At 51.3% G+C, this 14,884-nt stretch carries 13 protein-coding genes; 5 read left to right on the forward strand and 8 right to left on the reverse strand.

Going from position 1 to position 14,884, the window contains the following annotated elements:
- Positions 1-331 precede the first annotated feature (331 nt).
- Positions 332-571, forward strand: a complete 240-nt coding sequence (gene zapB / locus LVQ79_RS18425) for a septal ring assembly protein ZapB (protein WP_034461423.1) — start codon at positions 332-334, stop codon at positions 569-571.
- A gap of 250 nt (positions 572-821) precedes the next feature.
- Here zapB and rraA read toward each other — a convergent pair whose 3' ends face one another.
- The 7 genes from rraA to priA form a co-directional block, all read right to left on the reverse strand.
- Complete coding sequence (gene rraA / locus LVQ79_RS18430; RefSeq protein ID WP_034461422.1) at positions 822-1,307, reverse strand: ribonuclease E activity regulator RraA; 486 nt, start codon at positions 1,305-1,307, stop codon at positions 822-824.
- Positions 1,308-1,399: 92 nt separating this feature from the next.
- Positions 1,400-2,329, reverse strand: coding sequence for a 1,4-dihydroxy-2-naphthoate polyprenyltransferase (gene menA / locus LVQ79_RS18435; RefSeq protein ID WP_151995366.1), 930 nt, complete (start codon positions 2,327-2,329; stop codon positions 1,400-1,402).
- A gap of 76 nt (positions 2,330-2,405) precedes the next feature.
- The gene (gene hslU / locus LVQ79_RS18440) at positions 2,406-3,740 is read right to left on the reverse strand and encodes an ATP-dependent protease ATPase subunit HslU (protein ID WP_151995365.1); all 1,335 of its coding nucleotides are present in this window, start codon (positions 3,738-3,740) and stop codon (positions 2,406-2,408) included.
- A gap of 9 nt (positions 3,741-3,749) precedes the next feature.
- A complete protein-coding gene (gene hslV / locus LVQ79_RS18445; RefSeq protein WP_232866016.1) occupies positions 3,750-4,280 on the reverse strand; it encodes an ATP-dependent protease subunit HslV in 531 nt (176 codons plus the stop codon).
- 214 nt (positions 4,281-4,494) lie between these two features.
- A complete protein-coding gene (gene ftsN / locus LVQ79_RS18450) occupies positions 4,495-5,478 on the reverse strand; it encodes a cell division protein FtsN (RefSeq protein WP_232866017.1) in 984 nt (327 codons plus the stop codon).
- Positions 5,479-5,567: 89 nt separating this feature from the next.
- On the reverse strand, positions 5,568-6,602 hold the full coding sequence (cytR, locus tag LVQ79_RS18455; protein WP_151995363.1) for a DNA-binding transcriptional regulator CytR: 1,035 nt from the start codon (positions 6,600-6,602) through the stop codon (positions 5,568-5,570).
- A gap of 165 nt (positions 6,603-6,767) precedes the next feature.
- Positions 6,768-8,963, reverse strand: a complete 2,196-nt coding sequence (priA, locus tag LVQ79_RS18460) for a primosomal protein N' (protein WP_232866018.1) — start codon at positions 8,961-8,963, stop codon at positions 6,768-6,770.
- 208 nt (positions 8,964-9,171) lie between these two features.
- Here priA and rpmE point away from each other — a divergent pair, with 208 nt between their 5' ends.
- The gene (rpmE, locus tag LVQ79_RS18465) at positions 9,172-9,387 is read left to right on the forward strand and encodes a 50S ribosomal protein L31 (protein WP_124022232.1); all 216 of its coding nucleotides are present in this window, start codon (positions 9,172-9,174) and stop codon (positions 9,385-9,387) included.
- Positions 9,388-9,578: 191 nt separating this feature from the next.
- Here rpmE and metJ read toward each other — a convergent pair whose 3' ends face one another.
- Positions 9,579-9,896, reverse strand: coding sequence for a met regulon transcriptional regulator MetJ (gene metJ, locus LVQ79_RS18470; protein WP_034461414.1), 318 nt, complete (start codon positions 9,894-9,896; stop codon positions 9,579-9,581).
- 263 nt (positions 9,897-10,159) lie between these two features.
- Between metJ and metB the strand changes: the two genes are divergently transcribed.
- The 3 genes from metB to metF all read left to right on the forward strand — a co-directional run bounded on the left by metB (position 10,160) and on the right by metF (position 14,874).
- Positions 10,160-11,320: a cystathionine gamma-synthase gene (gene metB, locus LVQ79_RS18475; protein ID WP_134187637.1), complete on the forward strand. Its 1,161-nt coding sequence runs from the start codon at positions 10,160-10,162 to the stop codon at positions 11,318-11,320.
- 2 nt (positions 11,321-11,322) lie between these two features.
- Positions 11,323-13,755, forward strand: a complete 2,433-nt coding sequence (locus LVQ79_RS18480; RefSeq protein WP_232866019.1) for a bifunctional aspartate kinase/homoserine dehydrogenase II — start codon at positions 11,323-11,325, stop codon at positions 13,753-13,755.
- A gap of 228 nt (positions 13,756-13,983) precedes the next feature.
- The gene (gene metF, locus LVQ79_RS18485) at positions 13,984-14,874 is read left to right on the forward strand and encodes a methylenetetrahydrofolate reductase (protein WP_232866020.1); all 891 of its coding nucleotides are present in this window, start codon (positions 13,984-13,986) and stop codon (positions 14,872-14,874) included.
- Positions 14,875-14,884: the final 10 nt, after the last annotated feature.

Consider the following 14,884-nt stretch of genomic DNA (forward strand, 5'->3'; position numbering starts at 1 on the left):
TCGAACTTTAAATTTGTGTTGTTCGTCATAAAAATGAGCGATTTCGCGCTGAAGTGTGCGCATTATCACCCAGAAAAGACAACGCAAACGCTCATGGAAGTAATCAATGGGTTAACAAATAGTGATTTTAGCGCTCATGGTCATTCGGCATATGCTGAAAAACGTTATGTTATGCAAAGAGCGCTTGAACTCGCTGGACACGGCTACTCACGCTACTTACAATCGAGACACGCTGCGTGGAGCGCATATATTCATAAGGTGTCATCGGGGAACATCCGGGACGGGGATTTAGAAATCCATCAACGCCTTGCAATTCAGAAGAGGTTCAGAAATGTCATTTGAAGTGTTTGAGAAACTGGAAGCAAAAGTACAGCAGGCGATTGATACCATTACCCTGCTGCAAATGGAAATTGAAGAGCTGAAAGAGACCAACAATAATTTGTCTCAGCAAGTTCAGCAGTCTCAGAGCAACCATGAAGAACTAGTGCGCGAAAACAATTCTCTGAAAGAACAGCAGCACGTTTGGCAGGATCGTCTGCATGCCCTGCTGGGTAAGATGGAAGAAGTGTAATACCCGTCCTACTCAAGCTGCAGGGGCGTTGGCTGCTTTCGTTCACCCCAGTTACTTACTTTAGTAAGCTCCTGGGAATTCACTCAATTGCCGCGTTACTCGGCAGAGCCTCGCCCCGGTGGGGCCAGCGCAAGCGCTGTTCAAAAGGCTGAAGCCTTTTGTCCTGCAACTTGAATTATTTAGGGTATCGATTTATTCGACCAGAAAAAGAACGGGCGCCTTAGGGCGCCCGTTTTGTTATTCGATTGGGTTATTCAATATCGAGGGGATCTTCGGAAAGGATGATGCCGGTGTTATCTGCATAAAGATGGTCACCGGAGAAGAAGGTCACGCCACCAAAGTTAACGCGCACATCACTTTCGCCAATGCCAACTCCTGCTGAACCTACCGGAATGGCGGCAATTGCCTGAATACCAATATCCAGTTCTTCCAGGTCATCGACCTGGCGTACAGCACCGTATACGACGATGCCTTCCCACTCATTTTGAGTCGCCAGACGGGCAAGTTCTGCATCAATCAAAGCACGGCGAACAGAGCCGCCACCATCGATTACCAGCACTCGGCCACGGCCATTTTGTTCGAGCAGATCATACAACAATCCGTTGTCCTCGAAACATTTCACCGTGATGATTTGCCCGCCAAAGGACGACCGCCCACCGAAGTTGGAAAACAGCGGTTCAACGACGTTGACATCTTCCTGATAGATGTCGCAAAGCTCGGAAGTATCATATTTCATAGGATTAAGGTTCTGTTGCTGCATGAGTTGTCAGTATATCGCTTAATCCCAACTGTTGGCAAAATCATCAATTGTTAATTGATATTTGTCAGCTAAAACGACACCGTACTGAGCACAACTCCTACCGCAAACAACAAGTTAGTCAGCAATGCAGCTTTAACAGTTCGTTCGAGCATTGGGCGCATGGCGACCGGTTCCATCTCACGCAGTACGAAACGAGCCTGCTTAATCAGTAGTGGTGCTGCAAGCACAAACAGCCATCCCCAGAGGCTTTGCAGCCACACCAGGTTAAATACCGCCAGGCACGCCAGCGCCCCCATTAACAGGCAAGCATGATAGCGACGGGCAAGCACTGGGCCCAGGCGCACAGCCAGCGTGTTTTTACCGTTCTCACGGTCGCTGTCGATATCGCGCAAGTTATTGATGTTCAGCACAGCTGTTGCCAGTAATCCGCAAGCTGTCGCGGGTAAAAACACTAACGGTGCTAGAGCGTGAGCCTGCAGATACCAGGTACCAGCCACACTTAACCAACCAAAGAAGACCAGTACTGAAATGTCCCCAAGCCCCATGTAACCATACGGACGAGTTCCGACGGTGTAAGTAATAGCCGCGATGATAGCCAGCAAACCGAGCACCAGGAAACCGAGAAAATCTGCCAGCGTACGGCAAGCAACCGCGACCAGCGCCAGGCCAGAAACGCAGATTAATACCACTGTGATAATCAGCGCCTTTTTCATCTGCGCCTGGGTAATCACGCCTTTTTGCATGCCGCGCAATGGCCCGATTCTGTCTTCTTTGTCGCTGCCTTTTACCGCATCACCGTAGTCATTCGCCAGGTTTGAGAGGATTTGTAGTAACCCGGCAGTCAGCAGTGCCAGCAATGCAATAGCGGGGTTGAACACGCCTTGCCAGAAAGCCAGCGCGGATCCACAGACGATAGAGGCAAATGCCAGTGGTAATGTGCGTGGGCGCAAGCTTTCAAGCCAGGCTTGAGTCGTGCTTACAGAGTGCGATTCGCTCATAGTTCTCTCTGTTAGATATAAAAAAATGGAGGGCATAAGCCCTCCATTTCAAATGAAGAAAATACGTTGAGCGGGATTATAGGATAAAACGGCTCAAGTCTTCATCTGCTACCAACTCATCCAGATGTTTGCTGACATATTCGCCGTCAATCAGGATGGATTGGCCGTTCATTTCGCTGGCATCGTAAGAGATATCTTCAACCAGGCGTTCTAACACAGTGTGCAGACGACGCGCCCCGATGTTTTCGGTGGACTCGTTCACTTGCCATGCGGCCTGAGCAATGCGGCGAATACCGTCTTCGGTAAAGTCGATATTCACGCCTTCGGTGCCTAGCAGCGCTTTGTACTGCACGGTGATAGACGCGTTTGGCTCAGTCAGAATGCGCTCGAAATCTTCAACAGTCAGTGCCTGAAGTTCCACACGAATTGGCAGACGACCCTGCAATTCTGGGATCAGGTCTGACGGACTTGCGACCTGGAATGCGCCAGATGCGATAAACAGGATGTGGTCAGTTTTGACCATACCGTGTTTAGTCGAAACGGTGCAGCCTTCAACCAGCGGCAGTAAGTCACGCTGAACGCCTTCACGGGAAACGTCCGGGCCGGAACTGTTGCCACCACGCTTACAGATTTTGTCGATCTCATCAATAAACACGATGCCGTGTTGCTCGACAGCATCAATGGCGTCTTGCTTCAGCTCTTCCGGGTTCACAAGCTTCGCGGCTTCTTCTTCAATCAGAAGTTTCATCGCCTCTTTGATTTTCAGCTTGCGTGGTTTTTGCTTCTGGCCGCCCAGGTTCTGGAACATAGACTGCAACTGGCTGGTCATTTCTTCCATGCCAGGAGGAGCCATGATCTCAACGCCCATCGGTGCCGCAGCCAGATCGATTTCAATTTCTTTATCGTCTAACTGGCCTTCACGCAATTTTTTACGGAAAGACTGACGCGCTGTAGATGGCTCAGGTGCCGTTTCGTTTTGACCCCAGTTGTTCTTAGCAGGAGGGATCAGCACATCAAGAATGCGCTCTTCGGCCATTTCTTCGGCACGGTAGCGGTTTTTCTCGATGGATTGCAGGCGAACCATTTTCATCGCAGAATCGGTCAAATCGCGGATGATAGAATCAACTTCTTTACCAACATAACCCACTTCGGTGAATTTGGTGGCTTCGACTTTGATGAACGGTGCGTTGGCCAGTTTTGCCAGACGACGGGCGATTTCGGTTTTACCCACGCCAGTTGGGCCGATCATCAGAATGTTTTTTGGCGTAACTTCATGACGCAGCTCTTCATCAAGCTGCATACGGCGCCAGCGGTTACGCAGCGCAATCGCCACGGAACGCTTGGCATTGTCCTGGCCAATGATGTGTTTGTTCAGTTCGCTGACAATTTCGCGTGGAGTCATTTCAGACATGGGGATTCCTTACGCCTTAGACGCTAATTCTTCAATAGTGTGGAAATGGTTGGTGTAGATGCAGATATCACCGGCAATCCCCAGCGATTTCTCTACGATGTCACGAGCACCCAGTTCGGTATTTTCAAGAAGGGCACGTGCCGCTGCCTGGGCATACGGGCCACCGGAACCAATTGCAATCAGGTCATCTTCTGGCTGAATAACGTCACCATTACCGGTGATGATAAGAGATGAATTTTCATCGGCGACGGCAAGCAGCGCTTCGAGTTTGCGCAGCATACGATCGGTACGCCAGTCTTTTGCCAGTTCAACCGCAGCTTTCACCAGGTGGCCCTGGTGCATTTCTAGCTTGCGCTCAAACAGTTCGAAAAGGGTAAAGGCATCCGCAGTACCGCCAGCAAAACCAGCAATCACTTTATCGTTATACAAACGACGTACTTTTTTGACGTTGCCTTTCATTACGGTGTTGCCGAGCGTGGCCTGACCATCACCACCGATTACGACATGGCCGTTACGGCGCACACTTACTATTGTTGTCACGAGCAGACCCCTTATTGCATCAGCTATACCCTTCATTCTTCAAATTGCAGGGGTGTTGGCTGTACTCACAAACCCCAGTCACTTACTCAAGTAAGCTCCTGGGAATTTGCTCCCTTGCCGCCTACCTGCAATCTGAATTATTTCGGGTACAAATATGTGCCCCAAACCTATTTGGGGCTGAATGCAATTATAGATGGGGGGGATTTTGGGGGTTTCAACCCCCAGCGCCAAGACGGATACAGTTAGAGTGGCCTGCCATCTTCAGCTGATTGATCGTACCGTCAGCTTTCTCTTTGCCCTTGATTGGGCCAATGACGACTCGGTTCCAGCCATTGTTGGTCGTGATGCGTGAATCAAAACCTTCGAAAGCAAGCTGTGCACGGACAGTTTCTGCCTGTTCGGCACCCTTGAAGGAGCCACACTGTACCATCCAGCGTTTCTCATCCTTTGGCTTATCCTGAGGTGCCGGAGCCTGTTTGACTACTTCTTCACGGGTAATCGGCGCTGCTTTCGGCTGCGTCTCAGGCTGTGCTGCACGCTGCTGAGTATTATGCGGCGGCGTTTGCAACAAATCCTGATAAGGCTGCGCGTTTGATGTCGTTGTACGCGGTTGCTGCTGCACGGTACGTGGCTGTGTTACAGGCTGCGACTGCTGCTGAACGGCACGCGGTTGTGGGGCAACTTGTTGAGCGGTGAACTGCTGCTGTTGCGTTTGCTGCTGAATAATTTTTTGGCGCTGTAAGGTGCTCTGACGCTGTTCTGGCGTTTGCTCATTCCACGGTACTTCGTTCAACTGAGTAGGTTGCTGGCGCATATCGGCCTGCATCTGTTCCAGTAACTGGCGCTGTTCGCTGGTGAGCTGATCTTTATTCTGCACTTCACCACCGGCAGAAGGTTCGGTTGGGGCACGCACACCCGTCTGGCGATTTTCCAGTTCTTTGATATAACGCCAGCGCTCTTCCGGTTTAGGTGGCAGACCATTTCCTGTGACTTTGTGGCCAGGCAGGGTTTCGCTTTCATCTTTTTTATGATGAGTAATGAAGTAGAGAGCACCAATAAAGGTCACCAGAACGGCGGCCGCAATTGCGACCATTGTCGGCGAGACAGATGGTAGGCTGCGTTGCTTGCTGCGGGTGTTACTTTTCTTACGCCGCGTACCTGCCGATTGCCCGCGGCGTACATAATCTCGTTGTGCCACTATTGATTCGCTATATTTTATTCGTTTATCAGCCCGCCATGTTACTTAATGGATATCCCTTTGACCAGAATCCAGTGTCCTAAAGCGGGTCATTTTCTACTGCCAGGTGCGCTGGTGGAGCCTCGTTCAATGAGTTCACAGTCCAGCAAACGCGAACCACTACTCACGGTGTGCCCGTTAAGTTGATCCAATAACAACAGCATAGCTTCCCTCCCGATATCAAAACGGGGTTGCGCTACGGTGGTGAGCGGTGGGTCACAGAACTGTGAAAGTGCGATGTCATCAAAGCCCATAATCGATAAGTCTTCCGGCACTCGTAAGCCATTTCGCTTGGCCTGAGACAGTGCGCCCAGCGCCATCACATCGCTATGGCAGAACACCGCAGTCGGCGGATTGGGTAGTGCCATCAGCTGCGACAATGCAGCGGCACCGGCTTCATAAGTGAAGTTACCACGCGCAATGTAGTGCGGATCGATTACTGCCCCCGTACGACGTAATGCCTGGACATACCCCTGCAAGCGATAGTGACAAAGCGGCATCTCTTCCGGGCCAGCAATACAGGCAATTTTTTGATGGCCGAGCTGCTGTAAATAATAAACGGCGTTAAACGCTGCAGTCAGGTTATCGATATGAACCGTAGGCAATTCCAGCTCAGGAGCAAATTCGTTTGCCATTACCATCGGCGGCAAATTGCGTTGTTCTTCAATACTGGCATCAAAGGGAAGGCGTGAGCCTAGCAACAACATGCCATCAATCTGCTTGGTGATAATCAGATTAATGAAGGTTTTTTCCTGCTGATTTTGGTGGGCGCAATCGCCAATCAGCACCAGGTAGCCCTGGTCCGCAGCCGTCACTTCGATACCGCGGATGATTTCGCTAAAGAAGGGGTCGCAGATATCCGGGACAATAACCAGAATGGTGCGTGATTCATTACGCTTTAAATTTCGCCCCAGGGAGTGGGGTAAATAACCTACGGCTATTGCCGCTTGTTCCACACGATTACGAGTACTTTGCGATACTTTGTCCGGGTTCATTAATGCCCTGGACACCGTTGCAGTTGAGACTTTCGCTTGAACGGCAACATCTTTCATGGTTGCATTGGCAACCTGATTCTTCGGCTTCAACTTCTTCTCCTCGCGTGCACTGTACAGGTGCTGACAACGTCCGTGGTGTCTGACCATGTCCACATTCTTAGCAGAAATTGATGTTCGTTGGTTACAGTTATTTCATTAAAAGTGTGATGGTTGTTGAAATTTTCGATCCGCTTCGCATAACCACAGGACTTTGTGCTAGCCGTCAATTGGATCAACATCCAGCGTCCACTTCACTTTGCGTGATTCCGGTAAAGTATTGACCAGCTTCAACGAATGACTGACCAGTCGTTGCAGGCGTGCGCGCGAAGGGTGTTGCAGCAGAATTTGCCAACGGAAACGCCCACCGCGTTTAGGCTGTAAGCATGGCACCGGACCCATAACCCAGAGCTGATCATCTCGTAACGGGCTGGACTCAAGCAGGTTTCGTAACTGCTGCAAGAAGAGCGGCGCCTGATGGTTATTTTGGTCTTCTGCACGGAACATGATGTGGCTGGTAAACGGTGGTAAGAACACCGTCTGGCGCTCTTTCAGTGCCTGGCTTGCGAAGTCGTCATAACCTTTGGTGAGCAGCGTTTGTAATAAAGGATGGTCAGGATGGTGAGTTTGCAGCATAACTTCGCCTTGTTTACCGGCGCGCCCTGCGCGGCCAGACACCTGGACATAAAGCTGTGCAAAACGCTCCGCTGCACGGAAATCGGCAGAAAATAGTGCGCCATCAACATCCAGCAAAGCCACCAGAGTCACATCCGGGAAGTGATGCCCTTTTGCGAGCATCTGCGTACCAATCAGAATCCGAGCACCGCCGCGATGGACTTCCGCCAGTTGCTGCTCAAGCGCGCCTTTACGGCTGGTGGTGTCGCGGTCAATACGCGAAATCGGCACACCCGGAAATTCAGGCTCAAGGCTGTGCTCAAGCTGCTCTGTTCCCATACCAACCGGAACCAGGTTGGTGGAACCACAATGCGGACATTGCTGGGGAATCGCTCTTTGGCTGTCGCAATGGTGGCAACGTAAATGACGCTGGCCCTGATGATAGGTGTAGTAGTGGTCGCAGCGCGGGCACTCCGCTATCCAGCCGCATTCATGGCACAGCAGAGCGGGAGCAAACCCGCGGCGGTTAAGAAACAGGATCACCTGGTTGTCAGCTTTAAGATGCTGGCCAATTTTTTTGATAAGCGCAGGCGCCAGGCCGGATTTCAGTGGCTGGCCTTTTAAGTCCACCACTTGCTGTGTTGCCGGGCGCGCATTACCGGCGCGTTTTGTCAGGCGTAGCTGGCGATATTTCCCCAGTTGAACATTGTGCAATGTTTCAAGGGCGGGGGTTGCTGAGCCGAGGATGATGGGAATATCTTCCGCATGTGCGCGGTACACGGCTAAATCACGAGCGTGATAACGCCAGCCTTCATGCTGCTTGTAAGAGCTGTCGTGCTCTTCATCTATAACAATGACGCCAAGTCGGCAAAACGGTGTGAACAGAGACGAGCGGGTGCCAATCACAATCGCGGCTTCGCCGCTGCGGGCTTTTAACCACACAGCAAGACGTTCACTGTCATTAAGTCCGGAGTGCAGCACTTCGACCGGCGCGTTAAAACGCTCACGGAAACGGGCGATGGTTTGCGGCGTCAGGCCAATTTCAGGTACCAGAACCAGCGCTTGTTTGCCTTGTGCCAGCACGTTTTCCAACACGCTAAGATAAACTTCCGTTTTGCCCGAGCCGGTAATCCCCGCCAGCAGCCAGACGGCGAAATTGTCGACAGAACTATGAATGGCCCCAATGGCGGTGGCCTGCTCGGTGTTCAGGCGTAAACGCTCGCCTTCAACGGAATAGCTATCGCGCCAGTCCGTCGTCGCAGGGGCGGCACTTTTCAGGTCACATAAACCTTTGGCCCGCAGCGCTTGTAACCCAGGCTCGCTGATTTCCATTTCGCTCACCTGGTGACGCCAGATGATATTTTGCCGTACCGCTGCCAGCGCTTGTTGTTGTTTAGGGGCGCGTTTCAGGCTGTTGAGATCAACCGCTTTGCCTTCTTCGGTGGCAAACCAGTACCACAACGGCGCGTGGTGCGCGGGTTTTCCTTCGCGCAGCAAACCAGGCAGCGCATGGAAAAGCACATCGCCGATGGGATGATGATAATACTCGGCCGCCCACAGCAGAACGCGCCATAGCGAATCTGGAAACAACGAAGCGCCATCCAGAACGTCTGCCACCGGTTTTAGATCTTTTAGCGGCAATTCGCTGTGCTCGCTAACCGAGACAACGATCCCGACAGCCTGGCGTTTACCAAACGGCACCGTGACGCGACAGCCTAATGCCACCTGCATTCCAGCGGGAATGAGATAGTCAAAAGTACGGGCAAGGGGAACCGGTAAAGCAACGTGGGCGACAGGCATTAATATTTCCGAACTGATAAAAATGACGAGATAGTGTACACTGTGTGTTCCAGAAAATGCGGATCAGTTTGCATACGCTGGCGGGGTTCTGTATGATTCGCCGCCTTTGATGCGCAGTTTTTGGTATCAAAAAACCTAATCTATCAACTTCGCGTGGTGTCTGGCGTTAGGGCTGGAAGAGCGACGCGGCCTTATACTGAGGTTTTCCATGAAAAAGAATATTCACCCGAACTACGCAGAAGTTACTGCAAACTGCTCTTGCGGTAATTCTATCAAGATTCGCTCTACCGTGGGTCATGATCTGAACCTGGACGTTTGTGGCGAATGCCACCCGTTCTACACTGGCAAGCAGCGTGATGTTGCTACCGGTGGCCGCGTTGACCGCTTCAACAAGCGTTTCAGCGTTCCAGGCGCGAAGAAGTAATTCGCTGCACGGTAGTAAGAGAAAGGCGCCTAACGGCGCCTTTTTTGTTATTCCCGTCATCATTCAAGCCGTAGGGGTGTTGGCTGCACTCACTCACCCCAGTCACTTATTTCAGTAAGCTCCCGGGGATTTGCTCCCTTGCCGCCTACCTACGACTCGAATGCTATAGGGAATAAGGATAATTCCTGTAATTAGTATTCCCACGTCTCTGGATCGATCCCCAGCTCGCGCATAATCACTTTCGCCGCTTCAGGAATTTCATCACTACGCTCTTTGCGCAGATCTGCATCATTTGGCAGTGGCTGGCCGGTAAACGCATGTAGGAATGCTTCACACAGGAGCTCACTGTTTGTTGCGTGACGCAGGTTATTCACCTGGCGACGGGTACGCTCATCGGTGAGGATTTTTAACACCTTCAGAGGAATGGACACCGTAATTTTTTTTACTTGCTCACTCTTCTTCCCGTGCTCAGCGTAAGGGCTGATATATTCGCCGCTCCATTCAGCCATGAGATACTTAATCCTCTTAATCAATGTATTTAGGCCTCCACCGGTAATATGCGCGGCAGAAGCGATTATCTGGTCGTAGTGTAAGCGTTTATTGATTCGCGGTCTGCGACGCTATCACCCTAAAGCGTATAATTTTAACGGCTATTGCGTGTTTGCTCAATCTATACGCAAAGAAGTTTAGATGTCCAGATGTATTGACGTCTAACTCGGCAGTGTTTACTCTGGTACCTGACCTTTATTCGACCAGCAAGGATTCGAGAGCCATGACGCGCAAACAGGCAACTATCGCAGTACGTAGCGGTTTGAACGATGACGAGCAATACGGCTGCGTTGTACCGCCAATCCATCTCTCCAGTACTTATAATTTCACCGGGTTTAACGAACCGCGCGCGCATGACTATTCGCGTCGTGGCAATCCTACGCGTGATGTTGTTCAGCGCGCACTGGCAGAGCTGGAAGGCGGAGCGGGCGCAGTGCTGACGAATACCGGTATGTCGGCAATCCATCTGGTAACCACCGTTTACCTTAAGCCTGGAGACCTGTTAGTGGCTCCGCATGACTGTTACGGCGGTAGCTACCGTTTGTTTGATAGCCTGGCAAAGCGCGGCGCATATCGCGTTTTGTTTGTCGATCAAGGAGATGAAGCGGCTTTAACTGCGGCACTTAACGAAAAACCAAAACTCGTGCTGGTCGAAAGCCCAAGTAATCCCTTGTTACGAGTGGTAGATATTGCGAAAATCTGCGCCGCCGCGCGTGAAGTAGGGGCAATTAGTGTGGTGGATAACACCTTCTTGAGCCCGGCTTTGCAAAACCCGCTGGCATTGGGTGCGGATTTAGTTCTGCACTCATGTACTAAATACCTGAATGGTCACTCAGATGTTGTTGCGGGTGTCGTGATTGCGAAAGATGCCGAAACTGTCACTGAGCTTGCCTGGTGGGCAAATAACATTGGCGTGACTGGCGGTGCTTTTGATAGTTATTTGCTATTGCGCGGTTTGCGCACGCTTTCACCACGTATGGAAGTGGCACAACGCAATGCACAGGCGATTGTTGATTTCCTGCAAACTCAGCCGCTGGTGAAAAAGCTGTATCATCCTTCGCTGCCTGAAAACCAGGGCCATGAAATTGCTGCTCGTCAGCAAAAAGGTTTTGGCGCGATGCTAAGTTTTGAATTTAATGGCGACGAGCAAACGCTGCGTCGTTTCCTGAGTAGCCTGACTCTCTTCACACTGGCAGAATCGCTGGGTGGAGTAGAAAGTTTGATTTCACACGCGGCGACGATGACCCACGCGGGCATGGCGCCAGAAGCGCGTGCTGCAGCGGGGATCTCTGAAACCTTGTTGCGTATTTCGACTGGCATTGAAGATAGCGAAGATTTAATTGCTGACCTGGAAAATGCGTTCCGGGTTGCAGCCGAGGGGTAAGCATGAGTGTTTCAGCACCAGCAGGGGCGTCGGGTCGTCAGCTGCATAAATTTGGTGGCAGTAGTCTGGCAGATGTGAAGTGCTATCTGCGCGTTGCGGGGATCATGGCCGAGTATTCAAAACCTGGCGACATGATGGTTGTTTCCGCTGCGGGTAGCACAACTAACCAGTTGATTAACTGGTTAAAATTAAGCCAAAGCGATCGCCTTTCTGCCCATCAGGTTCAGCAAGCACTGCGCCGTTATCAGAGCGAGTTGATTAGTGGCCTGGTTACGCCTGATGTTGCTGATGCTTTAATCGGTCAATTTATTCACGATCTTGAGCGTCTGGCGGGTTTGCTGGATGGCAAAATGACCGACGCAGTATATTCCGAAGTTGTAGGCCATGGTGAAATTTGGTCTGCGCGCCTGATGTCTGCGGTGCTGAATCAGTTAGGTCACCCGGCTGCATGGTTGGATGCACGCGAATTTATGCGTGCAGAACGTGCAGCCCAGCCACAAGTTAATGAAGGTTTATCCTGGCCGCTGCTGCAAGAGCTGATGGCGCAGCACCCGAACAAACGCCTCGTTGTTACCGGTTTTATCTGCCGTAACGACGCGGGCGAAACGGTTCTGCTGGGCCGCAACGGTTCTGACTATTCCGCAACACAAATTGGTGCACTGGCTGGGGTTTCCCGCGTGACGATCTGGAGTGACGTTGCCGGGGTTTACAGCGCTGACCCACGTAAAGTGAAAGATGCTTGCTTGCTGCCGCTGCTGCGTCTGGATGAAGCCAGCGAACTGGCCCGTCTTGCCGCCCCAGTGCTGCACGCTCGTACTTTGCAGCCTGTTTCCGGTAGCGATATCGATCTGCAACTGCGTTGTAGCTATTCACCAGAACAAGGGTCAACTCGTATCGAACGTGTGTTGGCTTCTGGTACTGGTGCACGAATCGTTACCAGCCACGATGATGTTTGCCTGATCGAACTTCAGGTTGCTCCACAGCAAGATTTCAAGCTGGCTCACAAAGAGCTGGATACCCTGTTAAACCGCGCCCAGATCCGCCCGTTGTCGATTGGCGTTCATCCTGACCGTAACCTGCTTCAGCTTTGCTACACCTCAGAAGTTGCTGGCAGCGCACTACAAACTCTTCAGGAAGCCGCTCTTCCGGGCGAATTACGTCTGCGTGAAGGCTTAGCGCTGGTGGCAATGGTTGGTGCGGGCGTTTGCCGAAACCCACTACACAGCCATCGTTTCTGGCAGCAACTGAAAGATCAGCCTGTTGAGTTTATCTGGCAGTCCGAAGATGGTATCAGCCTGGTTGCGGTACTGCGTGTTGGTCCGACAGAAAACCTGATTAAGGGTCTGCATAAGTCACTGTTCCGTGCTGAAAAACGTATTGGTCTGGTTCTGTTCGGCAAAGGGAACATTGGTTCACGCTGGCTGGAGCTGTTTGCCCGCGAGCAAGAAACTATCTCTGCACGAACCGGTTTTGAATTCGTGCTTTCAGGTGTTGTAGATAGCAGCCGCAGCTTGTTGAATTATGAAGGTCTGGATGCCAGCCGTGCTCTCGCTTTCTTTAACGACGAAGCCGTCGAGCAAGATGAAGAATCACTATTCCAATGGATGCGCGCGCATCCTTATGATGATTTGGTGGTTCTGGATGTGACTGCGAGTGAACAACTGGCCGATCAATACCTCGATTTTGCCAGCCACGGTTTCCACGTTATCAGCGCCAATAAACTTGCGGGCGCCAGTAATGGCCAGAAGTACCGTGAAATTCGTAATGCTTTTACCAAAACAGGTCGCCACTGGCTGTATAACGCCACCGTGGGCGCTGGCTTGCCGGTAAACCATACCGTTCGTGATCTACGCGAGAGCGGCGACTCCATTCTGGCTATCAGCGGTATTTTCTCCGGTACGCTTTCATGGCTGTTCCTGCAATTCGATGGCACCGTGCCATTTACCGAGCTGGTGGACCAGGCCTGGCAGCAAGGGCTAACGGAACCCGATCCACGCGTCGATCTCTCCGGGAAAGACGTGATGCGCAAACTGGTGATCCTTGCTCGCGAAGCGGGTTACGACATCGAGCCGGACCAGGTTCGTGTTGAGTCGCTGGTTACTAACGGTAGTGAAACGGGCTCAATTGATCATTTCTTTGAAAATGGTGATGAGTTGAATGACCAAATGCTTCAGCGTTTTGAAGCGGCTCAGGAAATGGGTCTGGTTCTGCGTTATGTCGCGCGTTTCGATGCGAATGGTAAAGCGCGTGTCGGTGTGGAAGCTGTGCGCACCGAGCATCCACTGGCTTCGCTGCTACCGTGCGACAACGTGTTCGCTATCGAAAGCCGTTGGTATCGCGATAACCCGCTGGTTATCCGTGGGCCAGGTGCTGGTCGTGACGTAACAGCTGGCGCTATCCAGTCGGATCTCAATCGCCTGGCGCAATTGCTATAACTCGCTGAAACACAAAAATATCGAGGCCAGCTATTGCTGGCCTTTTTTTATTCTTTTTAATCGAACATGAGGAAAATTCAATTTTGGTGAGAATTCCTCATTTATTGTGTTGAATTTTCAGTTGACGGAATCATGCTTTTCCTTCATCTTGCTATCTGGACGTCTAAACGTCTGGATAGCAACAAAACACAACATCACATAATAAAATGCGATTAATGAGGTAAGGGTATGAGCTTTTTTCACGCCAACCAGCGGGAAGCACTAAATCAGAGTCTGGCCGAAGTCGCCGGGCAAATTAACGTTTCCTTTGAGTTTTTCCCGCCGCGCACCAGTGAAATGGAACAGACCCTGTGGAGCTCAATTGATCGACTGAGTAGCCTGAAACCTAAATTTGTCTCCGTAACTTACGGCGCAAACTCCGGTGAGCGTGACCGTACCCATAGCATCATCAAAGGTATTAAAGACCGTACAGGTCTGGAAGCTGCGCCGCATCTGACTTGTATTGATGCCACTCCCGATGAGTTACGTACTATTGCGCAGGATTACTGGAATAGCGGTATCCGTCATATCGTCGCTCTGCGCGGTGACTTACCTCCAGGTGGTGGCAAGCCAGATATGTATGCTTCTGATCTGGTCACACTGCTTAAAGATGTCGGTGACTTTGATATTTCCGTTGCTGCTTACCCGGAAGTTCACCCGGAAGCGAAAAGTGCACAGGCTGATTTGATTAACCTGAAGCGCAAGATTGATGCTGGTGCAAACCGCGCAATCACACAGTTCTTCTTCGATGTGGAAAGTTACCTGCGCTTCCGTGACCGTTGCGCCGCTGCGGGTATCGATGTCGAAATCGTGCCAGGCATTTTGCCAGTGAGTAACTACAAACAGGCGCATAAGTTCGCGACCATGACCAACGTGCGTGTTCCGCACTGGATGGCACAAATGTTTGAAGGGCTGGATAACGACGCAGAAACTCGCAAAATGGTCGGTGCCAATATTGCGATGGATATGGTGAAAATCCTCAGCCGCGAAGGCGTGAAAGACTTCCATTTCTATACGCTTAATCGTGCTGAAATGAGCTACGCAATTTGCCACACGCTGGGTGTTCGCCCGTTAGTTTAATGCAATCAAT

The organism is Buttiauxella cochleicola (assembly GCF_021282405.1).
GTDB lineage: Bacteria > Pseudomonadota > Gammaproteobacteria > Enterobacterales > Enterobacteriaceae > Buttiauxella > Buttiauxella massiliensis.